The sequence below is a fragment of the Streptomyces sp. NPDC059443 genome (assembly GCF_042750105.1).
GTDB lineage: Bacteria > Actinomycetota > Actinomycetes > Streptomycetales > Streptomycetaceae > Streptomyces.
The window spans coordinates 19,548-44,156 of record NZ_JBHYVM010000042.1 but is presented as its reverse complement, the minus strand read 5'-3'; the positions used below and the strand labels follow the sequence as shown (position 1 = coordinate 44,156).

Genomic DNA, 24,609 nt, shown 5'->3' with positions numbered 1-24,609 from the left:
CACAGCACCTACTGATGCTGCGCTCGCCTGTCATCCAACGCGTCGCGGTTTGGCTCCTGTCTTGTGGTGGGCGGGGCGGATATATGCCTCGCCGGTGGCGAGGACACGTCCGACGTCGTAGCGGGTGGCGGGCTGCCTGTTCTTCGATCCGAGTGGGCGGCCGGGGCCTGGGCGGGTGGGTTTCGGCGCACGGGCCGGCGTGCTGGTCTTCGCGTGCAGGTTCCTGAACCCGCGCCGGACGCGTGCCGGGGTGAGTCTGTTCGGTTCCGCCGGCCGTTCCCAGGGACGGCGGAGGTCTCGTGCGAGTGGGCGGGCGAGGCGGAGTTGGGTGTGTGTGGCCAGGACGAGCCAGGTCCAGCGGTCGGCGGCCTGGGAGTCCCGGAGCTTGGGCCGGGTCCAGCCAAGGGTCTGTTTCGGCAGGCGGAAGGTGTGCTCCACGTCGAACCTTCGCAGGAACGCCCGCCAGCACCGATCCACGTCCTCGGGGCGGGCACCGGTAGCCGACCACCACAGCCAGACGGGCTTGTTCATCACGGTGCCCTCGATGATTGGCAACGGGCCCTCGTGGCTGAGCCACGCCGCCCGGCGGGTCAGCCGGGGATGCAGCCGGTCCCACGCCTGCGCCGTCGCCGTCCCATACCGATCTGTGTCGGTCACGGTCGTCACCGTGACCTCGTCCCAGGTCTCGGGGCGGCCGAAGACGAACTCGCCGCCGTGCTTGGGCGGGCGCCCGCCCTGCGGCGGGCAGATCCACGGCACCGGAACCGGCTTGCGCATCACCCGGTCCGAGCGGAGCCGGCCCAACACCTCGACCGGCAGATCGGCCAACAGGTGGGCGATGCGAGGTGCGTCGTAGCCTGCGTCCAGCACGACCAGGACGTCCAGGTCACCGTCCCGCCACTGGCCGCCGCGACGAGGCGTTCGACGACGTCGCGGACCTGATCGGCGGTGACCGCGGCCAAGTCCGCACCCGGCTCCAGCCGGATCGCGTCCAGCAGCGCGGTCCACGAGGTCCCGCCCGTCTCCAGGCCGGCGACGATCGAGTACGGCCAGTCGGGCACCATCTGGTGCTTGCCCAGCCCCCGGCCGAAAGTGTGACAGAACGAGCGGTCCGAGCAGGTGTCGGCATCCGGCCGCAACCACGGAGAGACGTCCACCGCCAACACCAGCCGGCCGTCGTTCGCCCGAGGCAGCGGCACACCCGCCAACGCGCGACGAAGTCGGGCGACATCGATCCGGCCCCGGTTCAGCCCGGATCACAGGGCACCATGCCCGCGCCGGTGCTCCGGCGCGAGGGCCAGCTCCACGAGCGTGCGCACCGGCCCATCGCTGCACAGCAGCGCGTCGCACAGCTCGAACAGGGCATCGCTCCGGGAGACCAGGCACGCGTACAACTCCGACCGGAACCCCGACACCGCCGCGAACGCAGCCCGTTGAACCTCGTGCTCGACCAGTCCCACGATCCCGGCCTCCGTACTGCATCAACCCTAAGCACAGGATCGAGGCCCGGCCTCTCGCACGCCCGGTGAACTGGGGAAACGCCGCACAAGTTCGAGCCCAGTTCGATGCTGGTGGATAAACGACAAGCTGAGTACCTGTTCCCGAACTGGATGGGTAAGCCGGGCTGCTTGAGGTCGGGTAGCCGCGACCTAAGCCTCTGAAAGGCCTGACTCAACCGAGCCAGGAGCTGTCGCGAGTCGGCGCGCGTGCTGCCGGGGCGGAGTTGAGGAAGACACGGCGGCCTGCCCCGGAGGAGACGGGACAGGCCGGGGTCTGTGTCAGTTGTTCTGCGTCGCGTCCGACTCGGCCTGGGCGGCGGTTTGGTCGGCGTTGTCGAGCTTTTGCTGCATTTCCTGCGCCTGCGCGTCGTCCGCCCCGTCTGTGGACTGCGACTGCGCCGTCCGGTCCGGTGCGGCTGCCTTGTTCGTGCCGCAGCCGGTGAGGAGCAGGGCAGCCGTCGCCACCAGGACGGCAACACCGGCCGCGGTGCGGTTGATCACTTCTTCGCCGCCGGGGCGCCCTGGGCCGCGCACCAGGTGCTGACGGACTTCAGGTCGTTCTGCCGGCCCTTCAGAGTGGGCAGCAGGCTCTTGCGGAAGGTGAGCCGGTCGTTGAGGTAGGTGTAGATCTCGGTGTGACCGGCCGCCTTGGCGTCGGCCACCCGCTGTTCCAGCCGGGCGATCGAGCCGGGCACGGTGGCGTCGCCGCTCAGCCGGGTGATCGAGTTGGCGACCTTCTTCTCGGTGTCCGGCAGGCGCTTGCAGATCGCCTTCGACCCGTCGCCCTTCGGGGCGGGCTTGGCGGACACCGCCAGCGCCGGGGTGGCGGCGAGCAGGGCGCCTGCCAGGGCGAGCGTGCCGATGGCGGCTGCTGTCGTACGGTTCGCACGCATGATGGTTCTCCTTCGAAGCCACGAGGGTTCGACCCGTGAGTGGTCCAACCGGGCAGGACCGTAGCGCGCGTCTTTGTGGCTTCTTTGTGAATCGGCGGTCAGTCGTGAATCGGCGCTCAGCCGCTCCGGGAGATCCAGTCCCGCCGGACCGGCAGCCGCGGGGCCCTCGTGTCCGCGACCAGCAGCGGCAGGAGCACCTCGAACCTGCTGCCCGTACCGCCGGGGGGTGTCGCGGCGGTGACCGTGCCCCGGTGCAGCGCCACCTGCTGGGCGACCAGCGTCAGACCGAGCCCCGAACCCTGGCTGTCGGCCCCGCGGTGGAAGCGGCGAAAGACCACTTCCCGGTCAGGGGGCGGGATACCGGGCCCGGCGTCGTCCACGGTGAGTACCGCGGATCCGCCTTCCGCACGCAGCCGTACGGAGATCCGGGCGGGCTCGCCCGGCAGGTGGCCGTGAGCCACGGCATTGCCCAGCAGGTTTGCCAGCAGGATCCGCAGACCCGCGTCCCAGCCGAAGATCCTCAGCTCGGCGGGGAGCTCGGTGGCCACCGCCACCTCAGGGTGCCTGCGCCCGGTCTCCGCGACCGCCGAGTCGACCAACTCCACGAGGTCGAGCGGACCGAATGCGGAAACCTCCACCAGGTCGCCCTGGGCGAGCATCCGCAGCGCGGTCAGCAGCTCCAGCAGCCGTGCGTGGTCGTCCTGCAGATCCTGCACCACCTCGGCGCGCTCGGTGCCGGACAGGTCGGGGTGGGCGGACAGGACGTCCAGGTTGGTCCGCATGCTCATCAGCGGTGTGCGCAGCTCGTGCGAGGCCGCGGAGGAGAACGAGCGGGCGGTGTCCAGCGCCTGCGCCGTCCACCCCGCCTGCTCCTCGTAGCGTGCGAGCAGCTGTCCGATCGAGGAGGTGAGTTCGTCCACCTCCGTGATGCGCGAGCGCTCGGCCGTGAAGCCCGCCGCCCCCGCCCGCGGATCCAGCTCTGCGGCCCGGCGGCTGAGCCGGCGCAGGGAGGCCGTCGCCCGGTCGGCCAGGGCGTACGCGAGCAGTCCGGAGACCGGCGCGGCGAGCAGGGCCACCAGCAGCATCCGGCGGCGTACGGCGCTGATCTGCGGGTCGGAGGCCGAGGTCGGCGAGAAGAGCCAGAGCGTCCCCGGCGAGGCACCCTCCACCTGTACGGTCAGCACCCGCCAGGTGTGGCCCTTGCCCCGTACGGTCACCGGGCCGCCCGGGGTGGTGGTGGTCGGTGGTTCGGCGGGCTGCGGGCCGCCGGTCAGGACCAGCGTGCCGTCCGCCGCCACCACCCGGACACCGGCGTCCAGTGCGTCACCGAGCACTTTGCGGTGCTGGTTCTGCTCGGCCTTCGGCCGGCTGTTGCGCTCGGCGTTCAGCAGCGTCCGTACGTCGGGCAGGACGGCCGTCGCCCGCTCGCGCAGCCGGGTGTCCTGCTGGTGGCGCAGGTCGCGGTTGACCAGCCCGAGCAGCAGCAGTCCGGCGGCGACCACGAGCACCGGCACGACGACGGTGACCGAGAGCGCGATCCGGGTGGAGAGCTTCATTTGCCGCCCCGTCCTTCCGGGAGGCGCAGGACGAAGCCGACGCCGCGGACCGTGTGGATCAGGCGGGGCCGGCCGCCCTCTTCCAGCTTGCGTCGTAGGTAGCTGACGAAGGTGTCGACTACGTCGGAACGGACGTCGAAGTCGTAGCCCCAGACCCGGTCGAGCAGCTGATCCCGGGTGAGTACGATCCCCGCGTTCCTTGCCAGCTGCGACAGCAGGTCGAACTCCCGTCTGGTCAGGTGGAGCTCCACTCCGTCGTGGAACACCTGATGGACGGCCTCGTCGATCACCAGCGGCCCGGCGCGCAGCTGGTCACGGGGTGGCGGCGCGGCGGGACGGCGGCGCAGCAGTGCCTGGATCCGCAGTACCAGCTCCTCCAGCGCGAACGGTTTGACCAGGTAGTCGTCGGCGCCGGCCTGGAGCCCGGCGACCCGGTCGGCGAGCTCGTCCAGCGCCGAGAGCATGAGTACGGGCGTCTCGTCGCCCCGGGCGCGCAAGGTGCGGCAGACCTCGATACCGCTCAGACCGGGCATGGACACGTCCAGCACCATCATGTCGGCCCCCGCCCCGGTGAGCTGCTCCAGCGCACGGAGCCCGTCCTCGGCGAGCAGCACGGTGAAGCCGCTCAGCCGCAGCCCGCGCTCCAAGGAGCGGCGGATCGCGGCGTCGTCGTCCGCGACCACTACCCGTCCGGTGGTCATGCCGTCCTCCTGCCTGTCGGTGGCTGTCGGTAGCGTACGAGACCGCCTGGTGTCGGGGCTGCGCACGGGGGGTCCGCCGGATGGCAGGGTGGGGTCCAGTACCAGGTGAAGGGAACGGGATGGCGGAACAACGGATGGCCCGGCAGGCGGTGGCCGTCGTGCGGCGGCTGCCTGCGACGACGGTCTACCTGGCGTTGCTGCTGGTGACGGCCGGCTGGATGGCCAGCCAGTCGGGACAGGAGCAGGCGCGGTTCGTCCGGCACAACAGCAGCAACGTGCACCATCTTGAGGTCGGGAAGTGGTGGACGCTGTTCACCAGCGGCCTGGTGGTGGATGGCTTCCCCGTGCTGCTCGGCATCGCGGCGGTCGCCGCGGTGCTCGGGCTCGCGGAGTGGCGGTGGGGCGGCCTGCGGGGATTCGGTGTCTTCCTCTTCGGGCACGTCGTGGCGACGCTGCTGACGGAGGGGGCCATGTGGCTGATGCGTCTCGCGCATCTGCCCGGCGCCCTGTCGCGGGCTCGCGACGTGGGGATCAGTTACGGCTTGGTGGCCACCGCGGCCTGCTTGCTGGCCCTCGCCGGTCCGCGGGTCCGCCGGCCGGCCCTGACGGCACTGACCGTGCTGCTTGCCGTGGCCTGGATCATCGACCAGGAACTGGCGGACGCGGGCCATCTGGTAGCCCTGGGGCTGGGCGTACTCGGCTCGCGGACCCGGTGGCTCAAGAACCATCAGGTGCGCGGCCACGGCGAACCGTGGCGGCGGGCGGGCTCGAGCGGCCCGCCGACGAGCACCGCCACCGCCACCGCCGCCGATCCCACCGTTACCGATCCCACTGTTACCGATCCCACTGTCACCGCGTCCGCCGGCTCCGCGTCTGCCGGTCTCCCGTCAGACGCTGGTCGAGGCCGCTGAGGCGGCCGCCGCCCACGGCCAGTCGGCGCCCCGGCCGCCCTCGATCAGGGACACCGTGCGGAAGGCCGCGTCGGTTCGGCCGTATCGTTTGGATCACCTGGCCAGGCCGGATTCCACTTCGCTGCCGCGTCGGCGTCAGATGCTGCCGAAGGGGTTCGGGGTAGATGAATTCGCCTCGCACGGTCCTGCGACGAGGTGCGTCCGGCGGCACAGCCGTTCACCAGCCCGGCCGCCGAGCGTTTCCTCCCGGACAGGGGCCTCTCAGCGAGGCTTCGCTCGTAGGACGAATGGACCCTGCGGGCGCGGTCCGGCACCCCTGGCATCTCGGCGGCGGACCGCACGCAGCAGCCACCCGACCAGACCCACCGCGGTGAACTCCACTGCTTTCAAGCGAACATCAACATCCAGGAACAACACAGCATCGAGCGAGCAGATCCCCACCAGCCAGGAATGCTCTGCTGGAACGTTCCTGCATGCGGGCCCTGACCTGGGAATTCACGGAACACCGGTCAGAGCCAAATCCAAATTTCCCCATCAGCGCGGGCGAAGCGCCGGCAAGGCGGTCGAGCGCCTGACTCGTCTTGGCCAGCAGGTCCGCGACCTCCTCGGGATACGCAATGGTCGAGGCTTCTACGGTCTCGATGTGCCGGTCCTAAGCGGTTTCGGTGAAGTCCAGTACTGATCCTTTGGCCGTCCAGGCCGACAACCGGCGGGCCTGCCCTGTGCCTGGCATTGCCTTGCTGGCAGTTGTTCCGGCGATGGCGGACGGCCACGTGGCTGTGTCAGTGGTTTCCTCTACGGTGCCCGGTATGACGGATTGGATACACAGCGCGCTCGCGCACCATGAGGAGACCAACGTCGTCTTCTTCCGAGGGTTGTCGCTGGACGCGCTCACCAGAGGACTCCTTGCCCAGCGGCGGATGCCACTCGCATACGGGAAGGGAACCGATTGGGGGCTGATGATGCACGACATGCTCAGCTGGGACAGCGGCGACTACGACCTTGCCGACTACCGACGGCTGTGCCCGGACGGCGGCGAACTCATCGTGTTCGTGACCGAGCCATGCTTGGTGAAGGCCCACCGTCCGTGGTTCGAGTACTACCGCGATGGGAACCTGCTCACCGGCTTCAGCTTCGAGAATCTAGACAGCCGCGGGGGCGAGGAGCCTGATCTGTTGCTGCCCGTCCTCATGGCGGCGAACCTGATCGGACCGAAAACGGATCCCTACAGGGATGACGACGATGAACGAACGGTGCAGGCGATCGCCGGCTTCTTCTCCTTGCCGGAACTTGAGACGCCTTGAGCGAGAGCTCTGAACGGTCCGGTGCTGTGTGGCTGCCGCTCGGGTATAAGACGGGATAGGGAGGGGCCGCCTCATGCCGAAGACCCTGCGTGTGGAGTTGACTTCTGATCAGGAACGCGAAGTGCGCGAGCGGCTGCGGACGTGATCTCGCGTCGGGTACCCGGCTGCGTCTGGAGTGCATACGACTGATGGGGCGGGGTCTGACGTGCCGGAGGTCTCTGACCTGCTTGCATGCAATGGCGTCACTGTGCGTGGCGCGGTCCACCGCTTCGCGGCGGGCGGCTTCGACGCGGTGGCGGATGCCCCGCGCCCAGGCCGCCCGGCCGTAGTCACCCGCGAGGACCGTGAGGCTCTCGCCGACCTGCTGGACGAGTCCGCCCGGCAGGGCCGGACCTGCACTGCCGCCGCGTTGCGCGACTGGCTAGCCGCCGAGCGGGGGGTGCGGATCGGCCGCTGGCTCGGCGTGACGGGAGCCGCATGGGATCGCAGCGGGAGGGGTGATCCTCAAGGTGCTGAAGGGCGTGCGTGGACTGGGGAGTCAGGACGCTGGGTTCCACCGCGGTGATCAGCGAGCGGATCAGTTGCTCGCGCACCTCTGGCGGCAGCAGGCCCGGGCAAGGGTTGAGCCTGAAGGGCAGGCCGAAACATCCCACAGCATACGCCCGGTGTGTCCTGATAAGCACTGATGTTTAGCTGATGTAAACAATGATCGGATCGCCCCCTCTCCTCTCTCCCCCCAAAAAAGGAGTCAGACAATGAGGCCACTGCGCCGCCCCCGCCAGGCCGCTACCCTGCTCGCCGCGCCCGCGTTCGCACTCACCTTCACCGGTCTGCTCGCCACCCCCGCTCACGCCGCCACCATCAACGTCGCCTGCTCCCCCGCAGCCCTTATCCGGGCCATCACGACCGCCAACAGCACCCCCACCACCCCCGACACCCTCAACCTCGCCCGCGACTGCACCTACACCTACAACGAGCGGATCGCCGGCCCCGGCCAAGCCGCGCTCCCCCAGATCACCAGCCCCATCACCATCAACGGACGCAACGCCACCATCACCCGAGATGACCACACCGACAACGAATTCCGCTTCTTTAACCTCCCCCCTTCCACCGGCGCGAATCTGACTCTCCGAGACGTTGCCCTCACCAACGCCAAAGTCGGAGTAGGCGCCCAGGGTGGGGCCATCCAGCTGGGATTCGGCACCGTTGCTTCCCTTACCAACACCCGCCTCACCGGCAACGCCTCCGGCAACGGAGGCGGAGCCATCAACAACAACAACGGAACCCTCCGCGTCGAAGGGTCCTACTTCAAAGGCAACAACACCGAAGCCGGCCACGGCGGCGCCATCCTGAGCAGCGGCTCCACACGCGTAGACCTCAGCGTCTTCACCAACAACTCCACCGGCCCCGTCAGCGGTGGCAACGGTGGAGCCATCTCGCACAGCAGCATCTCTTCAACCTTCTCCTTGACCGCAAGCATCCTCACCGGCAACGAAGCAAAAGGCCTGGGCGGTGCCATCCATAACAACAGTTCCTCCGCGACCATCTCCGACAGTCAGATCCGCAGCAACGACGCAAGAACTGGCGGGGGCATCGCCAACTTCGGCACGCTCACCATCAACATGCTCACCACCATCCGTGGCAACACCGCAAGCTTCTCCGGTGGCGGCATCTACAACTTTGGAACGCTCAATACCCGCAACACTGTCATCGACAGGAACGCCGTCACTCAAGGAACCGGCGCCGGCATTCACAACCAGGGTGACGCAACGTTCAACGACTCCCGTGTCACAGGCAATACCGCGGCCCACGCCCCCGCCGGCCTCCACAACGAAGGCGGAAACGTCACCCTCAACCACACCACCATCACAAACAACAACCCCGGTAACTGCGATCCTTCGAACCCCGCCGTCATCGGCTGTACTCACTAGGTCCGCCCAGGGCGGGGACACCGAGCCGGAAGAAGATCGATTCTTCGGTGATTCCGGCAGGAGCCGCCTTCGGCACGCGGGACCGGCGACCGCCCTAGACGCTCCACTGCGCGGGTGAAGCCCCGTATCGGCCGCACGGTCGTGTGCGGCGTACCTCGACCCAGCCGTCCTACTCCCTCAAGGACCTGCGAGGGACCGCGGTACTGCGGTCCCGGGTACTCACGGGAGGAACGTCACTGCCGGGAAGGCTGTGGACGGCCCGTCGAGCAGGTGCCCCCGCCGGTGACGCAGGTGCTCGTCGAAGAACGCGAGCGGATAAGCCTGCTGGATCTTCACCGCCTGGTCGGGATCGAGGGTGCCGATCACGTCCTGGAGCTGCTGGCCGCTCCATCCGAACAGTTTCGCCACCTGCGGGAACAGCGCCTCATTGTCGCCGTACGAGACGTGGGCGGCGCCCTGGGCCTGAACGTTCAGCCGCCAGCCCCGAAGGTGCGACCAGAATGCGGCGGCCTCGGGATCCGTGGCCCGGGTGAACACGGCGGACATCATCATGAACGGCCGGTCCAGGTCGCCGGCCAGTGGCGGGTTCATCTGCATCGGGCCGTCGAGGCTCAGCCCGGCCAGGATGCGCTCGTCCGCGAGCGTGGCGCAGGCGGTGGCGGTCCCGCCCTTCGACCATCCGAACGCGCCTATGCGCCGGGGGTCGAGGGAGCCGAGCAGCCCGGCCGGCAGCTCCCGCTGGTCGACGTCCGGATTGCAGCCGGCGGCGAGCTGCTCGACGCAGTCGAGGACGAAGCGCAGGTCGGCGGCGAAGTCCCCGGGCAGCGTCGGCGCCTCCCGGTCGCGGAGCGGGACGGCGACCCGGCCGTCGGGAAACTCGGTGTACGTGTCGTACTGGTGAGCCACCGTCACGGCCGCGTATCCGTGGCTGGCGAGCTCCTGGACCATGACGGTGTGGTCACCCTGGTGGCTGTGCGCGCCGTGCGAGAACACGACGACGGGCAGCCGTCCGCCCGACCGTCGCACCGGAGCGCCCACGTGCCCGGCAGTGAGCGGCGCCAGGGGGACCAGGTCGCTGAACCCCACGTCGGCGAGGAACGCCTGAAGGGCGCCGGCGGGCATCCAGGGCGCCACCGGGTACCGCTCGACGTTCCGGGCGGGGTACCAGAGGGTGGCCATCAGCTCTCGGAAGTGCCCGGGGCCCGCAATGTCGTCCGGACGCGACCGGTCGACGAGGTGCAGTTGGACCGTGCCCACCGGGTACGGCCCGGTCGGCTCGGGCAGCGTGAGCCGCGTATCGGCGGGCGATGGCGCGCCCGGGGCCGCCCATGCGGGGCTGGCGATGGCGGCAAGCGGCACGGCGGCCCCCGCGGCCAGCGCGGCTCCCAGCATGCTGCGGCGCGTCATGTCCTTCCGGCTGATGAACGGCGTGGTGGTCATGGGCCCTCCCCTAGTGACGGATCGTCAACCGTGCCGCCACGGGCCAGTCCGTGGGCACAGGGCAACGCTGTCACGCACCCCTCCGCGCGGCATCGGCCCACGGGTTTACGCCCTGGGGCTGATGCGGTCGGCGGTGTCGTCCGGTTACGAGGCCATCCCGCTCGCTTCGGGCTCGCGGTCCCGCCAGGATCAACCGACCTGTTCCGGCCACGACTCGTAGCCCACGCGGTCGCTCACTGCCGCTGAGGAGTTGAGCCCGCGAAGGTGGCCACCCCCTGGCTCAGCGCAACTCGCCTGCCAAGTCAGCTCTGGGTGACTCATGGTTCGAGTCGCGGTCGCTGCCAACATTTCCCACATCGGTAGTGGGGGTCGCGGCAACGACCCCACCGTGGATGTACGAGGCGTCCCACGGGCCGCACGGCCCTCGCCTGCCGCGCGTCCCCGGGCGGATCCGTCCGTGGCCCACTGGACGGGTACGCCGCCCACGACCACAAGGTCAGCCACACAGTGCCCGGACTCCTCGCCGTCCCGCGCAACGCCCGGACGCCCCCACCGTCCAGGCCTGGAGGGAGTTCCCGCCGTCACCGCGTCTCATGCAAGGCGGTACCGGAGGGGGGAGCTGAGGCTCGGCGAAATCACCAACACCATCCGGGAGTTCGGGCAGAACCTGCCTGGTGGCCGTCCTCGCCGACGACCGGACCGGGCATCACAGCCGGTTCGGGGCCCCCGCGTCCGGCCGGAGAATTGGCCCATGATCTCTGTGGGCCAATGGACCTCTCCCCTGGGCAACTTGAGTCCTAGTATCCTTCTCATGACCACAGTGGATTTCTACTTCGACCCCATCTGTCCCTTCGCGTGGATCACCTCCCGCTGGATCCTGGAGGTGGACTCCCAGCGCGACCTGGACCTGAACTTCCACGTCATGAGCCTGTCGGTGCTCAACGAGGGTCGCGAGGGCCTGCCAGAGCGCTATCAACGGCTCATGGAGACCGGCTGGGGCCCGGTACGGGTGTGCATAGCCGCCGCCCAGCAGCACGGTGACCATGTTCTGCGTAACCTCTACACCGCGCTGGGCACCCGCCTGCACAACGACGACCGGGCCGCCACCGACGCGGTCATCCGCGAGGCGCTGGCCGAGGCCGGGCTGCCGACGGACCTTGCCGACGCCGCACACACAACCGACTACGACGACGCCCTACGCAAGAGCCACCACGAGGGCATGGACCCAGTCGGCGAAGAGGTCGGCACACCGACCATCCACATCGACGGCACCGCCTTCTTCGGGCCCGTCCTCACCTCGATCCCCCGGGGCGAGGCCGCGGTGCGCGTCTTCGACGGAGTCCGGCTCCTCGCCGGCTACCCCGACTTCTTCGAGCTGAAGCGCACCCGCACGGGCACGCTCGACTTCACCTGAACCACCCTGTCGTGACGCCGACGGCGGCCGGCCGTCAGCCGGAGGTCGGCCGTTCGTGCTGTTCCTCGGTCGGCTGTCGGCGCCCGGTGTGGGTGGCCAGGGCGGCGGACGGCGGAGCGGGCGGCATCCGTCATTCAGTCTCCGCCGCTCGCCCTCCGCCAGGCGACGGCCCCGCTGACGACTCCCGGCGCAACGCCTGGACGTACGGCCACCACCTACGACAAGACCGCCACCATCTACCTCGCCGGACTCGACCTCGCCGCCATCTTCATCTGGTCAGCGAGGTGATCCGCAGGCAACGGCCTAGGCCGGCGGCGGCGTCCGCGTCGAGCGGTAGCCCGGGTGGACGCCCGGAGTCAGGCCCTGAGCGGCCGCCAGCCGGCCCAGCAGGGACGTCAGTTGCTCGTGCTCCTCCGCCGACAGGGGCTCGCAGACCTGCTGTTCGTGCGCCGTCGCCACCTCGCGCAGATCGGCCAGCAGGGCGGTTCCGGCGTCGCCGAGGAACAGCGCGTACAGCCGCCGGTCTTCCGGGTTGCGGCGGCGCTCGATCAGTCCGCGCGCCTCCAGGTCGTCGGCGAAGGCCACGAAGCGGCTCGGGGGCATGCCGAGCACGTCGGCCAGTTCGCGCTGGCTGCGGCCGGGGGTGCGGGCCAGCAGGCGCAACAGCCCCGCCTGGGCGGGGGTCAGGCCGAGCGCGGAGACCCGCTCGGCGAAGCGGCCGGCCGCGTGCGCGCCGAGCTGGGCCAGCAGGAAGGCCACGCCGCCGTGCGGGCGCGGGCCGCCGCCACCGTCATCCGTCGTTCCCATGGGGGAACCGTAACAGCTTGACAATCGTTTCAGCTTGTAATCATTCTAGAAAGGAACGGACTGGACGGACGAGGAGACGAGAACGCCATGACCGCCGCACCTGCCCCCGTGGAACCGGCCGACCGAACAGGTCGAGGGCCCCAGGCCGGGCCGCCCCTGCTGGCCCCCGTACTGGCCCTGGCCGGCCTGACCATCGCCTACGTGGTCCTGAACCGGGCCACCCCGCACCCCGACGCCACCGGCCTGGAGGTCCTGCGGTACGCCGCCGGGCACCGCACCAGCGCCGAGCTCGGCGCCCTCCTGCTGCTCGGCGCAGCCGTCCCGATGACCCTGATCGCGGCCGTCCTCTACCGGCGACTGCGCGCGCTGGGCATCACCGCACCCGGATCCGCGATCACCCTGGCCGGCGGGGTGCTGGCCGCCGCGGCGCTGATGCTGAGCGCCATGTCCGGCTGGGCGGGGGCGCGGCTCACGGACGGCGCCGGACCCGACCTCGCGCGGGCCCTGGCCGACCTGGCGTTCTTCGCCGGCGGACCCGCGTACTCGGCGATGTTCGCCCTGCTGCTCGCCGGGGTCGCCGTCCCCGGACTCCTCGCGGGGCTGCTGCCGAGGCCACTGGCCTGGGCCGGGCTGGTGCTGGCCGCCGTGGGGATGCTGGCCCTGCTCGGGCTGGTGGTGGACGGGTTCCAGTACCTGCTGCCCGTGCTGCGCTTCGGCGGGCTCGCCTGGCTGGTGTGGGCCGCGGTGAAGCTCCCGCGGACCCGGCACGGCCTCGGCCGGGCGGGGGCGCGCTGAGATGACGAACTACCCCGAACTGGACGGCCGTACGGTCGTCGTCACCGGCGGCAGTCGCGGCATCGGAGCCGCCACCGCCCACGCCTTCGCCGCCGAGGGCGCCCGGGTCTGCGTCGTCGGCCGCGACGCGGAGGCCCTGGCCGGCGTGGTGGACGCGATCGGCGCCGAGGGCGGTACGGCGATGTCCGTGACCGCCGACGTCACGGACGCGGCGGCGCTGGCCCATGTCCGGGAGGAGACCGAGCGGCGGCTCGGCCCGGTGGAGGTACTGGCCGCCTTCGCGGGCGGCCAGGGCCGGCCGGTCCCCACCCCCGAACTCACCGAGGAGCGCTGGCGCGAGGTCCTGGACTCGGACCTCACCTCCGCCTTCCTGACCGTACGGACCTTCCTGCCCGGCATGCTGGAGCGCGGCCGAGGCTGCGTGATCACCATGTCCTCCGCGGCGGGCCGCCGGCCCAGCCAGGCGAACCTCGCCTACGGGGTGGCCAACGCCGGGCTGGTGATGCTGACCCAGCACCTGGCGACCGAGCTCGGCCCGCGCGGGATCCGCGTCAACTGCCTGGCGCCCTCGGTGATCCTGACCGAGCGGACCGCGGTCGCGATGCCGGTGGAGATCCGCGAACAGCTCGCGCGGGCCCACCCGCTGCGCAGACTCGGCCTCCCCGGGGACGTGGCCGCCTGCGCGCTCTTCCTCGCCTCGGACGGAGCGTCCTGGCTCAGCGGGGTCACCCTGGACGTCGCGGGCGGCCGGATCACGGGGTGACCCGGCCGAGCCCGGCCGGCCTGACCGCAGACGGCGGGAGCTGCGTTCACCGGCACAGCCGTGGCGACACCGTGGGCGCGACGTTCAGCCACCCGGTTTCCCGGCCCCGCGTGCGGCGGTTGCTGTGAGCCTTATCGGCGCTGACGCTGTCCGGGCATGACCAACAGGGAAAGCGGCCGTCGGCGCTCAGGTGGATTTGGTGGTGAACCCGCCGCGCGAGCGGCCCAGGCCCTCATGTGCAGCACCACCTCCTCCAGGTGGCCGGCCAGGCTCGTCCACGCCGGATCGATCTGATGTCCCGTCACCGGCGCCCCCTTTGAGATGACGGGCGGCGGAGCGTCGCGGGCACCGGCGGCGTGCTGACGGGCGCGCATCACCGTGGAGTCGACCGAGACGTCCCATCAGATGTTCGGAGAGGCGCCGCCTAGTTCGCCCGCGCGCGGAACGTCTGCCGGTACACCATCGGTGCCACCCCGATCGCGTGCGCCATGTGCCGTCGCAGTGAGGCGCCCGTACCCAGGCCCGCCTCCTGCGCGATCCGGTCCACCGGCAGGTCGGTGACCTCCAGCAGGCGCCGGGCGTGCTCGATGCGCTGCCGGGTGAGCCACTGGCCGGGCGTCATCCCGACCTCGTCGCGGAACCGGCGCGAGAAGGTCCGTACGCTCATCCCGGCGTGCCGTGCCAGCTCTGCCAGCGCGATCGGGCGACCGAGCCGGCTCAGGGCCCATTCGCGGGTGGCGGCGGTGCCGGCCTGAGACACCTCGGGCACGGGCCGTTCGATGAACTGAGCCTGCCCGCCCTCCCGCCACGGCGGTACGACACACAGCCGGGCGACCCGGTTGGCCACCGCGCTGCCGTGGTCGCGGCGCAGCAGGTGCAGGCAGAGGTCGACTCCGGCGGCGACCCCGGCGGCCGTGAGCACTTGGCCGCCGTCCACGAACAGGACGTCCGCGTCGACCTCGACCTGGGGGAAGGCCCGCTGGAAGTGTTCCGCCTCGTTCCAGTGGGTGGTGGCCCGGCGGCCATCGAGGAGGCCCGCGGTGGCCAGGACGTAGGAGGCCGTGCACATCGAGACGATCCGTGCGCCGACGGGGAGCCGGGACAGGGTCCGGGCCAGTTCGGCGGGCAGCCAGTCCATGGAGCCGGGGTCCGCGCCGTCGGCTCCGGGGCCGCAGATGAACGGCGGGATGACGAGGGTGTCGGCGGTGGCGACGGCCTCGCCGCCGTGCTCGACCGTGATGCTGAAGTCGGCGCTGGTGCGGACCGGCCGGCCGTCGAGGCTGCAGGTGAGGATCTCGTAGAGGGGTGCGCCGTCCGGGCCTTCGGCCGTGCCGAAGATCCGCACCGGAATGGTCATTTCGAAGGGGTAGACCCCGTCGAGGGCCAGGACGACGACCCGGTGGGTCTGCTCAGGAGGCATGGCCAGATCTTTTCACATCGTGTCACTCCGGCCACTCGTCCGCCCGGATACGGCCCTGCATCCTTGATCACATGACGACGAAGACACAGAACAAGCCGGAGCAGCAGAACAAGCCGGAGCAGCAGAGCGAGCGGGAGAAGCAGAGCAAGCAGGCCGGGCACAGCGAGCAGGCAGGTCGGGCCGGGCGAACCATGCGGGCCATCACCCAGACCGCCCTCGGCGGCCCCGAAGTGCTCCGCCTCACCGAGACCGCGCGTCCCGAGCCCGGCCCCGCCGAAGTGCTCGTACGGATCCACGCCGCGGCCGTCAACCCCACCGACGTCTGGCACCGCGCCACCGGCGGCCTGGCCGGCGCCGAGGTGTCGCCCGTCCCCCTCGGCTGGGACCTCTCCGGCACCGTGGAGGCCGTCGGCATCGGCGTCACCCTCTTCCGGCCGGGCGACGAGGTGTTCGGCATGCCCCGCCACCCGGCCCCGGCCGGCACCTACGCCGAGTACGCCACCTCACCTGCCCGGCACCTCGTCCACAAGCCCGCCGGACTCGACCACGTACAAGCCGCCGCCCTCCCGCTGGCCGCCCTCACCGCCTGGCAGGCCCTGGTGGACACGGCCGAAGTGCGCCCGGGGCAGCGGGTACTGGTGCACGCGGCGGCCGGAGGCGTGGGCCACCTGGCCGTCCAGATCGCCAAGGCCCGCGGCGCGTACGTCATCGGAACCGCGAGCGCCGCCAAGCACGCCTTCGTCCGCTCGCTCGGGGCCGACGAGGTGATCGACTACCGCACCACCGACTTCGCCGAAGCCGTGTCCGACGTGGACGTCGTCGTGGACACCATCGGCGGCACGTACGGCCCCCGCTCGCTGCGCACCCTGCGCCCCGGCGGCATCGTGGTTTCCCTCGCCTCGCCGGACGAAGCGGCCCTGGCCGAGGTGGCGGCGGCGCTCGGCGCCCGGGCGGTGTTCATGGCCGTGGAGGCCGACCACGCGGGGATGTTGGAGATAGCTGCGCTCGCCGAACGGGGCGAACTGCGCCCGCACATCGCTCAGGTGCTGCCGCTGGCCGAGGCGGGCAAGGCGCACGAGCTCTCGCAATCCGGGCGCACCAGCGGCAAGATCGTACTGACCACGGGGGCCGCCACCACCGGCGCCGACGCGATTCGAGGAGCCCGAAAGTGACCACGTACGTACTCGTCCCCGGTGCCTGGCACGGCGCCTGGACCTTCGAGCCGCTCGCCCGCGAACTGCGGGGCCACGGGCACCACGCCTATCCGCTGAGCCTGACCGGACTCGGCAGCCGCAGGCACTTGCTGACCCCGTCGGTGAACCTGGACACGCACATCGCGGACGTGGTGAACCTGCTGGAGGACGAGGCGGTCACCGACGCCGTCCTGGTCGGCCACAGCTACGGGGGCATGGTCATCACCGGCGCCGCCGACCGGGTCCCGGAGCGCGTGAAGGGGCTCGTGTACGTGGACGCGATGGTCCCCGAGGACGGTCAGTCCACCTGGTCGCTGGTGACGGACAACGAGCGCGAGTGGTACCTCGACGGCACCGGGGAGAACGGATACACCAGCGCCCCGCTCCCCTTCTTCGACCCGCGCGCCACCCCGCACCCGCTGGCCTCGCTGCTCCAGGCGGTCCGTCTGGAGGGCGACCTGACCCGCGTCGCGGAGAAGTCGTACGTCTACGCCACCCAATGGCCGACGCCGTCGCCGTTCACGGAGTTGTACGAGCGGCTGAGCGGCTCGCCGCAGTGGCGTACGCACGCCGTCGAAAGCGGCCACAACGTCATGAGGGAGGCGCCGGATCAGCTACTGAAGGTGCTCCTGAGTCACGGCTGAGCGACCGTCCAGGCGGATGACGAGTGCCGGGCTGCCGTTGACCACGGTGAGGTCGAGGCTGAACGCGTTCGTGATCCTGCTGGCGGGCGGTACGCATCGGCTCAGGCAGCCAGGGGCCCACGTACGCCTCCTCGCGGCGGGCGGTCAGCAGGTGTTAAGGGCCGGTCTGCCGGCCGGCCGGAGGCAGGGCGCGCAAGAGGTCCCACAGCGGGCGGGACCCGCTGGCCCAGTCGGCGAGGAGGTGGCGGTCGACCAGGTGGAGCCTCTGAGACTTCGCGAACCGCACCGCGTTGTCGGTGATGCGGCCGTTGGTGAGCATGACCAGGACGTCACCGTTGTGGATCTGCCTGCCGGTGCCGTTGAGGACGTGCAGGTCGGGGGTGCCGACGGGTTTCCCGGACCAGCCGTCCTTCTTGTGTTTGCACTGGATGACCCACCGGCGGCCGTATGGGTCGGTGGCCTTGACGTCGGCGCCGTTGTCGCCGCGTCCGCCGACCTGCTGGGCGTCCGCGCAGCCGTCGCGGCGCATCAGGTCCCGCACCGCGAACTCGAACGCCCGGTGATGGAGCCCGTCGAGCTGTCCGAGCGCGTAGCGCAGACCGTTCGCCCGGACCTGGTCCCACCGGGCTGCCTCCCCGCGCCGCCACGCCCAGGCGCCGGCTCCAGCGGCTGCCACGAGCAGTACGGCCGCCACGGTCCAGGGGTGGGCGGCCAGCCACCGCAACGCGGCGGCCATCACGCCGAGTGCGAGCGTCGCCGCGAGAGCGGTGAGGACCACCTGTTCCCGGTGCTGATTCTTCCGCCGCCGGGGCCGGCGGCCGGAACGCCGGACCGGACGACGACGTCCGCTCACCAACTCCTCCCCGCCCGCAAGGTGACGGCGCCGTACGGGCTCGCGGTGCCCGGCCCGGCGAGGAGCCGGAGGGGATCTCCCCCGGTCACTGGCCGGCCTGGGAGACACTGCCGACGAGCTGGCCCAGAAAGCCGGCGATGCCCTGGCCGACGTCGGTAGGGGCGAGGATGATGCCGAGCGCCAGGACGATGAGCACGGTCATCTTCTCGTCGAACCGGCTGCGGGCCTGCGTGCGCCGGCGCAGTCGCAGAACAACGATGACCATCAGCAGCAACGCCACGTTGATCGTCAGCAAGTGCCCAGCCCCCCGCTCGAACCCCCGCGGGGACAGCGGACGACAGCCCCCGGCTTCCTGTGTAGCCGGAGGCCATCAGCGCTGCGGCCAGATCGCCGGGAATTGGCGGCAATGCGATGTACTGGCCGAATGACGCTTCGGCCCGACTGCGCTGTGACCGCCAGAACCCCGGCAGCCGGTCCACCGTCACGCCCGACGCGAAACCGGTGTGGCTGGCAGACTCTTTGGCGCCCGATGATCTGAGCCGACAGGGTGCCCGGGTGGGCGAGCGGGCAAAGGGAGGTCGTCCAGCGTGGCTGGTGAACCGATCATAGGCCGGGGTCCGCAGTATCTAGGAGCGCACTCAAGTCCCCAAGTCGTCGAGTGCTACGAGCAGTTCCTCCCCGCTAGGGAGCCGTCGAAGCTGGCCTCCCTGAAGGCGCTGGTCATCGTCGACGGCCTGGCGGCGGGAGACATGCACGCGCCATCGCCCCGCGCTTCATACTCGTTCCCCAGCTCCGCACCGAGCGACCCAGTCTTGTCGAAGAAGATCAGCACCGGGATCAAGGTGCGGTCGGAGTTCGTCAAGGCGATGGGCTTCGCTCGCACCATCAAGAAGGCCGTCCCCCACCAACGGGTGATCTTCACCGTGCACGAGATGAAGCGCCTCGGTCGCGGCGCCGCCGAGCGCCTGGCCATCGCCGAGGACCGCCGACACGGCGGACGGCCCGAGGTGGTCGACGACGACATGGCCGACTGCGCCCGCAGCCTGCGGGCCAACGGCGTGCCCGTACCTGAGATCGCCCGCAAGCTGGTCATCACTTCGGGCAAGAACAGGGGCGAGCGGCCCTCGGTCGCCATTGTCTACCGCAGCCTCGCCGAGGACGACACCACCGAATCGACGACCTGGACATCACGCTGAGCCGCTGGTCACTCGGCTCGCCGTTCGTTAACGGCAGCCCGAGTGGTCACCCCTTCGAAATCGTGGAGACCGGGCAATGCCCACGCGCCCGCCGACGGTCGGATCGGGAGGTGAAGCGGAGGGACATGCCTCTGGTCATGGTGTACGGGGCGGTCGGGGTGGGACCGTACCGTCCCGGTGCGGGGATGGGCCTGCACGCGTCCGATGGCGTTGCCGAAGAGTTCGGTGAACCATAGATTGCGGTCGGGGCCGGTCGTGATCTGGAAGGGCAGCTTGTTCGCGCCGTCCGGCACGGGGAACTCGGTGATCTCACCGGACGGCGTGGCCTTCCCGATCCGGCCGGACTGCTCGGCGAACCAGATGTGCCCGTCCGGGCCCTGGGTGATCCCGTCCGGGCCGCCGTCCGGAGTCGGCAGCGGGAACTCTTTGATCTGCCCCGCGAAGGTGATCCGCCCGATCGCGTTGGCGCCGGGCGCGGTGAACCACATCCCACCGGGACCGGCGGTGATGCTGAAGGGGAAGTCGACGTCGGTCGGCAGTGGGAATTCGGTGATGCGGCCGGACAGGCTGATCCGCCCGATCTTTCCGCTGATCTGCTCGGTGAACCACAGGTTGCCGTCGCGTCCGGCGGCGATGCGGTACGGGGAGCTGTCCGCCGTGGGCACGGGGTACTCGGTCACCCTGCCGCTGGTGGTGATCCGCCCGATCTTGTTGGCGTAGAACTCGGTGAACCACAGTGCGCCGTCCCGCCCCAGCGCGATCCCTTGCGGGAAGCTGTCCGCCACCGGCAGCGGGAACTCGGTGATGTGCCCGCTGGTGGTGATCCGCCCGATCTTGTTGGCGCTGCCTTCGGTGAACCACAGCGCCCCGTCGGGCCCCGTCGTGATGTACGACGGAAAACTGTTGTCGGTCGGGATGGGGAAGTCGGTGAGAGCCCCGTCGGTCGTCATCCGCCCGATCTTGTTGGCGCCCGACTCCGCGAACCACAGGGCCCTGTCGGGTCCTGTGGTGATCCCGGCGGGGAGGCTGTCAGTGGCGGTGGTGATCGGGTACTCGGTCACGCTCCCCACATCGGCTTGGGCAGGGCTGGCCACCAAGGCGACGCCGACCAGGCCACCGAGGAGCCCTGCGATCAGTCGGCGAGGACGCCACCGGGGCAACAGGCTGTGGGACATCGATGCAAGGCCCTTTCGGTGGACGTGAAGCAGCATGCGTGGATTCTGACGGAATATTCTGATTCAGTCCGGGATATGCCCCGTGTCCCACGAGCGGGCTACGCCAAGCGGCTGAGCGGCCGAGCACGCCCTGGCGGATCAGGCGGCGCTTTGTGGCATCCCTCGGCGCCAGGTGACGGTCTACCGACATCTGTTCGTCGTTCAGAGGTCCGGGAGATGCGAGGACTGCCGGGTGAGGGCAGCCGACGTCTCGTCCAGACCTGTCTCGTGGCTTCGTTCCTCTCCGTGATCCCGGGCGGATGGAGGCCGTCAGCCCAGTGCGAGAAAACGGGTCGCTGGGGAGTTCCTGACTGATCTACGGTGCCGTTCATGCTGGATCGTGAACAGTTGGGCGAGTTCGCCGAGCGCGGCTTCGTCGTGGTACCGCAGGTGGTCTCGCGAGATCTGGTGAGCGCCGCGTCGCGCGTCATCGACCAGTTGATCGAGAGTGCGCCGCCCGAACCTGGCGTACGGGGGCCGCACTTCTACTTCCCCCAGACCGCGCAGACCCCGTCCCTGGCTGCGCTGTTGACGGACAGCCCGGCGTTCGAAATCGCCGAGTCGCTCACCGGGGCGGGGGCGCTGGAGGTGCCGCGGCAGGCACAGGTGGCGTTGAACATACCGCCGTTCCCGACCGTGCCCGGCTGGCACCACATCGATGGATTCCCGTCGGAGGCAGACGGGCGCCCCGGCACGTTCACGATGCTCGCGAGCGTGCTGATGTCTGACCAACTCGACGAGGACGCAGGAAACTTGTGGGTCTGGCCAGGCAGTCACCTTGCTCACGCGGAGTACTTCCGCGAGCACGGGCCCAACGCGTTCTTCGAGGCGGGCGGCTACCCGCCGATCCAGCCGTCCAAGGCGGAGCAGGTCCGCGGCCAGGCTGGCGACCTGCTCTTGGCGCACTACCTGCTCGGCCATAACATCGGGAACAACGCCTCGGAGGCGACGCGGCGCGCGGTGTACTTCAGGATCAAGCGGACCGGTCACGACTCCCGGTGGCGCGAGTTCCTCCAGGACCCCTGGTTGGACTACGACGCGGTGCGTGACGTGCTGGGCTGAGAGGGTTGCTCCCGTCACAGGGGCCCACCGTGCCTGCGCCTGGCGTCGACCGCGAGCAGGTCCAGCTCATGGACGGCCGGGGCGGCCACCCCGCCGACTGCGTGACCCCGCGGGCGCTCGTGCAGATGCTGGCGTCTGGCAGCGCACCCCCGACGCGCGGCTCTCTCGGAAGGACCTGCCGACCCTTGGCGTCGACGCGCTGCCGGCCGAGAACTGCCGCGGCTGCCCGGCGCGCGGGAAGGTGTTCCCCGAGACCGGCGCGGCCGTCGGAGCGGACGCGCTCAACGACCGGCTCGCCGTCGGCGCCGTCACCATGGCCGACTACCTCGACAAGGGCGGCGGCCGCTACGACATCTTCCATGCGGGAGTCAACGGCGCCGCCACCCGACCGCGAACGCCGCCGACACCCTCACCATCGCCAACGACTTCACCCTGATCGCCGCCTACCTCCAGGAATCCCCCTGACGCGGTGAAGGGGGTGCGGGGCTCTCGTCGAGGAATCCGCCCGACTGGTGCTGCCACAGCTTCGCGTAGGTGCCGTCGCAGGCCAGCAGCTCGTGGTGCGTGCCCTGTTCGACGATGCGGCCGCGATCGAGGACGACGAGCCGGTCCATGTGGGCCACCGTGCTCAGCCGGTGCGCGACCACGAGGGCGGTGCGCCCCTCCATGAGACGCCACAGCGCCTCCTGTACGAGGACCTCGCTCTCGGAGTCGAGGGCGCTGGTCGCCTCGTCCAGCAGCAGGATCGGCGCGTCGCGCAGGATCGCCCGGGCCAGCGCGACCCGCTGGCGCTGCCCGCCCGACAGCTTGACCCCGCGCTCGCCGACCATCGTGTCGAGGCCGTCGGGCAGCGCGTCGGCGAACTCCGTGACGTGCGCCGCCTCGGCCGCGCGGCGGATCTCGGCCTCGGTGGCACCGGGCCGGGCGAACGCGATGTTCTCCCGCAGGGTGCGGTGGAACATCGCCGGGTCCTGCGGGACGTACGCCATCAGTTCGCGCAGATCGCGCTGGCGCAGCCTGCTGATGTCCCGGCCCCCGATCAGGATCCGGCCCGCGTCGATGTCCGTCATCCGCAGCAGCAGCCGGGTGAGCGTGGTCTTGCCGCCACCGGAGCGGCCCACCAGCCCGATCTTCGCCCCGCTGGGCACGTCCAGGTCGAGCCCCTCGAACAGCGGCTCCGCGCCCGCGTGGGCGAAGCCCACCTTCTCGAAGCGCACCTCGCCGGCCCGGTCCGGCTCCGGCACCGGCTCGGGAGACTTCGGGTCGAGTACGGTCGCCGGCGTCAGCAGCAGCTGCGTGAACTGCGCGGCCTCCGTCATCGAGCTCTCCAGGCGGCGGTAGATCTGGTTGAACTCGAACATGATCCGGGTGGCGTTGGAGAAGTACGTGAACGCGACCACGACCGCCTCCACCCCGTGCCCGCTTCCGCCCCCACCCCCGCCGCCGCTTCCGGCGATCGTGACGGCGATCAGCAGGCCCAGCGCGTTGGTCACGACGGACATCGGTGCGACCAGGGTGTCGATGCGCAGGTTGCCGTAGTCCCATGACCGCAGCGTGAGCGCGCGCGACTGCGCGACCCTGGACCGGTGTTCGGCCGCCTCGCGCTCCTCCGCGGCGAACGCGCGGACCGTGTCCATGTTCATCAGACTGTCGGAGACGTGCCCCGACACCCGGGCGATCGCCTCCTCGCGCCGGGCGACGAGCGCCTGGCGGCGCCGGATGAGGGGCAGTACGCACACCCCCGTCACCACGATCATAGCCAGGAGCGCCACGACGAGCAGCGGTTCGTAGCGCCAGAGCACGACCGACCCGAACAGCAGCGGTACGAACCGGCCCACGACCGAGAAGGTCAGCGCGTCGACGAACTCCTCGAAGCGGGAGGCGAAGCTCAGCACCCGCTTGGTCAGCGACCCGGCGAAGTTGTCGTGGAAGAACGCGGCGTCCTTCGCGAACAGTTCGTCCATGCCGACGATGTACAGCCGCTCGATGCCGAGGGCGTCGACCCGGTTCAGGCAGTGCAGGCCGAGGCGCCACGCCGCTTCCGAGAGCAGCAGGACACCGGCGAAGCCCAGGACGTACGGGAGGCAGGCGCCGAGGCCGAGCCCGGAGCCACCCGCGATGCGCCCGACCAGCTTCGCGACGACCAGCGGGGCGATGTAGCTGATGCCGATGTTGCCGAGGGCGGGCATCAGCATGGCGGGCGCGGTCAGCCACCGCAGCCGCGCCAACTCCCGCCCGTAGTAACGGAGTGCGAGGACCACCGGCCCTCTACCTGACGGACCCCCTCGTGATGGAGACGCTTTCATGGCCACCCTACGTAGTCGCTCGGTTACGGAGGTCGCAGTCTCCCGCGATGCCGTCCGCGCCGTCCAAGCGTTTTCCGTGTGGGTGACAACCGCCCCGTGTCCGGCTGGCGGCCGGCCCGCTATCCGCCCGGGGTGAACGTCACCGGCAGGGTCAGCGGGCCGTCTCGACACAGCACGGTCGGGCGGCGGACAGGGATCCGGAGCAGACCCGGGGCGGGGACCTTCCCCACGGCGGGCGGCGGCGCCCACGGATCGCGGGCCTCCGCGGTGCGCGCGGCCGGGACTTCACCCGGCCTGGGTGCGCCGACTGGGGACGCGGGCGGCGCGGGCGCGGCTGCACGTGCGGGTGTGGGGGTAGTGGCGCGGGCGCGGGCGCGGGCGCATCGCCATCGCGGCCGACTCCACGGCCTCGGCGAGGACTTCGGAGGGCGCCCGCCGTCGTGACGGCCTCACGCAGCAGCACCCCGGCGTCGGCCGCCGCTTTCGCCTGCGCCCGATGCGCTTTCGCCTCGTGCCAGAGCCAGGTTCCTCCAGCGCCTCCACCAGCGCGAGCAGCAGCGTCAGGACCACCGCGGCGCCACCGCCCCGAGCCGCCCGCGGGGCACGCTCCAACGCGTGTTCGGTGACACACCGAACACGCAGGTTCTTCGACCGTCGACAGCGTCAGACCCCTGTTGTCACCGGCTACTTCACAGCCCCGCACGTCC

25 protein-coding genes and 1 pseudogene are annotated in these 24,609 nt (G+C 70.5%); 13 read left to right on the top strand and 13 right to left on the bottom strand.

The window, feature by feature from the left end:
- Positions 1-30 precede the first annotated feature (30 nt).
- The 5 genes and pseudogenes from ACFXDJ_RS31455 to ACFXDJ_RS31435 form a co-directional block, all read right to left on the bottom strand.
- Positions 31-1,460, bottom strand: a pseudogene (locus ACFXDJ_RS31455) (NF041680 family putative transposase).
- A gap of 318 nt (positions 1,461-1,778) precedes the next feature.
- Complete coding sequence (locus tag ACFXDJ_RS31450) at positions 1,779-2,000, bottom strand: hypothetical protein (RefSeq protein WP_384649059.1); 222 nt, start codon at positions 1,998-2,000, stop codon at positions 1,779-1,781.
- A complete protein-coding gene (locus ACFXDJ_RS31445; protein WP_384851032.1) occupies positions 1,997-2,392 on the bottom strand; it encodes a hypothetical protein in 396 nt (131 codons plus the stop codon). Before ACFXDJ_RS31445 ends, ACFXDJ_RS31450 begins: the two co-directional genes overlap by 4 nt.
- Positions 2,393-2,508: 116 nt before the next feature.
- The gene (locus tag ACFXDJ_RS31440; RefSeq protein WP_384851030.1) at positions 2,509-3,948 is read right to left on the bottom strand and encodes a sensor histidine kinase; all 1,440 of its coding nucleotides are present in this window, start codon (positions 3,946-3,948) and stop codon (positions 2,509-2,511) included.
- A complete protein-coding gene (locus ACFXDJ_RS31435) occupies positions 3,945-4,649 on the bottom strand; it encodes a response regulator transcription factor (RefSeq protein ID WP_384851028.1) in 705 nt (234 codons plus the stop codon). Before ACFXDJ_RS31435 ends, ACFXDJ_RS31440 begins: the two co-directional genes overlap by 4 nt.
- Positions 4,650-4,768: 119 nt before the next feature.
- Between ACFXDJ_RS31435 and ACFXDJ_RS31430 the strand changes: the two genes are divergently transcribed.
- The 5 genes from ACFXDJ_RS31430 to ACFXDJ_RS31410 all read left to right on the top strand — a co-directional run bounded on the left by ACFXDJ_RS31430 (position 4,769) and on the right by ACFXDJ_RS31410 (position 8,795).
- Complete coding sequence (locus ACFXDJ_RS31430) at positions 4,769-5,560, top strand: rhomboid-like protein (RefSeq protein ID WP_384851026.1); 792 nt, start codon at positions 4,769-4,771, stop codon at positions 5,558-5,560.
- A gap of 370 nt (positions 5,561-5,930) precedes the next feature.
- Complete coding sequence (locus tag ACFXDJ_RS31425; RefSeq protein ID WP_384649069.1) at positions 5,931-6,242, top strand: hypothetical protein; 312 nt, start codon at positions 5,931-5,933, stop codon at positions 6,240-6,242.
- A gap of 127 nt (positions 6,243-6,369) precedes the next feature.
- Positions 6,370-6,864 carry a DUF6461 domain-containing protein gene (locus ACFXDJ_RS31420; RefSeq protein ID WP_384649071.1) on the top strand — a complete coding sequence of 165 codons (495 nt, stop codon included), beginning with the start codon at positions 6,370-6,372 and terminating at the stop codon, positions 6,862-6,864.
- 175 nt (positions 6,865-7,039) lie between these two features.
- The gene (locus tag ACFXDJ_RS31415; RefSeq protein ID WP_384851024.1) at positions 7,040-7,429 is read left to right on the top strand and encodes a transposase; all 390 of its coding nucleotides are present in this window, start codon (positions 7,040-7,042) and stop codon (positions 7,427-7,429) included.
- 190 nt (positions 7,430-7,619) lie between these two features.
- Entirely contained in the window at positions 7,620-8,795 is a 1,176-nt protein-coding gene (locus ACFXDJ_RS31410; protein ID WP_384851022.1) for a hypothetical protein, read from the top strand.
- Between the two features lie 219 nt (positions 8,796-9,014).
- On the opposite strand, the gene ACFXDJ_RS31405 is transcribed toward ACFXDJ_RS31410, so the two are convergent.
- Positions 9,015-10,235, bottom strand: coding sequence for an alpha/beta hydrolase family protein (locus ACFXDJ_RS31405; RefSeq protein WP_384851020.1), 1,221 nt, complete (start codon positions 10,233-10,235; stop codon positions 9,015-9,017).
- A gap of 811 nt (positions 10,236-11,046) precedes the next feature.
- Between ACFXDJ_RS31405 and ACFXDJ_RS31400 the strand changes: the two genes are divergently transcribed.
- A complete protein-coding gene (locus ACFXDJ_RS31400; protein WP_384649077.1) occupies positions 11,047-11,649 on the top strand; it encodes a DsbA family protein in 603 nt (200 codons plus the stop codon).
- 303 nt (positions 11,650-11,952) lie between these two features.
- Here ACFXDJ_RS31400 and ACFXDJ_RS31395 read toward each other — a convergent pair whose 3' ends face one another.
- A complete protein-coding gene (locus ACFXDJ_RS31395; RefSeq protein WP_384851018.1) occupies positions 11,953-12,456 on the bottom strand; it encodes a MarR family winged helix-turn-helix transcriptional regulator in 504 nt (167 codons plus the stop codon).
- Between the two features lie 87 nt (positions 12,457-12,543).
- Between ACFXDJ_RS31395 and ACFXDJ_RS31390 the strand changes: the two genes are divergently transcribed.
- Together ACFXDJ_RS31390 and ACFXDJ_RS31385 are read left to right on the top strand one after the other, a co-directional pair.
- Entirely contained in the window at positions 12,544-13,251 is a 708-nt protein-coding gene (locus tag ACFXDJ_RS31390; RefSeq protein ID WP_384851016.1) for a DUF4386 domain-containing protein, read from the top strand.
- A gap of 1 nt (position 13,252) precedes the next feature.
- Entirely contained in the window at positions 13,253-14,014 is a 762-nt protein-coding gene (locus ACFXDJ_RS31385) for an SDR family NAD(P)-dependent oxidoreductase (protein ID WP_384649083.1), read from the top strand.
- A gap of 424 nt (positions 14,015-14,438) precedes the next feature.
- Here the strand turns inward: ACFXDJ_RS31385 and ACFXDJ_RS31380 are convergent, their stop codons facing one another.
- Positions 14,439-15,434 carry a GlxA family transcriptional regulator gene (locus ACFXDJ_RS31380; RefSeq protein WP_384851014.1) on the bottom strand — a complete coding sequence of 332 codons (996 nt, stop codon included), beginning with the start codon at positions 15,432-15,434 and terminating at the stop codon, positions 14,439-14,441.
- A 191-nt stretch (positions 15,435-15,625) separates the two neighbouring features.
- On the opposite strand from ACFXDJ_RS31380, the gene ACFXDJ_RS31375 reads away from it, so the two are divergent.
- Complete coding sequence (locus ACFXDJ_RS31375; protein WP_384851040.1) at positions 15,626-16,606, top strand: NADP-dependent oxidoreductase; 981 nt, start codon at positions 15,626-15,628, stop codon at positions 16,604-16,606.
- The gene (locus ACFXDJ_RS31370) at positions 16,603-17,271 is read left to right on the top strand and encodes an alpha/beta fold hydrolase (RefSeq protein ID WP_384851011.1); all 669 of its coding nucleotides are present in this window, start codon (positions 16,603-16,605) and stop codon (positions 17,269-17,271) included. Before ACFXDJ_RS31375 ends, ACFXDJ_RS31370 begins: the two co-directional genes overlap by 4 nt.
- 154 nt (positions 17,272-17,425) lie before the next feature.
- On the opposite strand, the gene ACFXDJ_RS31365 is transcribed toward ACFXDJ_RS31370, so the two are convergent.
- Positions 17,426-18,124 (bottom strand): restriction endonuclease, encoded by a 699-nt coding sequence (locus ACFXDJ_RS31365; protein ID WP_384649088.1) that lies wholly within the window; start codon positions 18,122-18,124, stop codon positions 17,426-17,428.
- An 85-nt stretch (positions 18,125-18,209) separates the two neighbouring features.
- Positions 18,210-18,419 carry a hypothetical protein gene (locus ACFXDJ_RS31360; protein WP_384649090.1) on the bottom strand — a complete coding sequence of 70 codons (210 nt, stop codon included), beginning with the start codon at positions 18,417-18,419 and terminating at the stop codon, positions 18,210-18,212.
- 517 nt (positions 18,420-18,936) lie between these two features.
- On the opposite strand from ACFXDJ_RS31360, the gene ACFXDJ_RS31355 reads away from it, so the two are divergent.
- The gene (locus tag ACFXDJ_RS31355; RefSeq protein ID WP_384649092.1) at positions 18,937-19,320 is read left to right on the top strand and encodes a hypothetical protein; all 384 of its coding nucleotides are present in this window, start codon (positions 18,937-18,939) and stop codon (positions 19,318-19,320) included.
- Between the two features lie 8 nt (positions 19,321-19,328).
- Here ACFXDJ_RS31355 and ACFXDJ_RS31350 read toward each other — a convergent pair whose 3' ends face one another.
- Positions 19,329-20,381, bottom strand: coding sequence for a hypothetical protein (locus ACFXDJ_RS31350; RefSeq protein ID WP_384851009.1), 1,053 nt, complete (start codon positions 20,379-20,381; stop codon positions 19,329-19,331).
- A 483-nt stretch (positions 20,382-20,864) separates the two neighbouring features.
- Here ACFXDJ_RS31350 and ACFXDJ_RS31345 point away from each other — a divergent pair, with 483 nt between their 5' ends.
- Positions 20,865-21,596: a phytanoyl-CoA dioxygenase family protein gene (locus tag ACFXDJ_RS31345; RefSeq protein ID WP_384851007.1), complete on the top strand. Its 732-nt coding sequence runs from the start codon at positions 20,865-20,867 to the stop codon at positions 21,594-21,596.
- Positions 21,597-21,837: 241 nt separating this feature from the next.
- The gene (locus tag ACFXDJ_RS31340) at positions 21,838-22,032 is read left to right on the top strand and encodes a hypothetical protein (protein ID WP_384649097.1); all 195 of its coding nucleotides are present in this window, start codon (positions 21,838-21,840) and stop codon (positions 22,030-22,032) included.
- A 7-nt stretch (positions 22,033-22,039) separates the two neighbouring features.
- Here ACFXDJ_RS31340 and ACFXDJ_RS31335 read toward each other — a convergent pair whose 3' ends face one another.
- Both ACFXDJ_RS31335 and ACFXDJ_RS31330 read right to left on the bottom strand, forming a co-directional pair.
- Entirely contained in the window at positions 22,040-23,902 is a 1,863-nt protein-coding gene (locus ACFXDJ_RS31335) for an ABC transporter ATP-binding protein (RefSeq protein WP_384851005.1), read from the bottom strand.
- Between the two features lie 285 nt (positions 23,903-24,187).
- Positions 24,188-24,355 (bottom strand): hypothetical protein, encoded by a 168-nt coding sequence (locus tag ACFXDJ_RS31330; RefSeq protein ID WP_384649101.1) that lies wholly within the window; start codon positions 24,353-24,355, stop codon positions 24,188-24,190.
- Between the last annotated feature and the right edge of the window lie 254 nt (positions 24,356-24,609).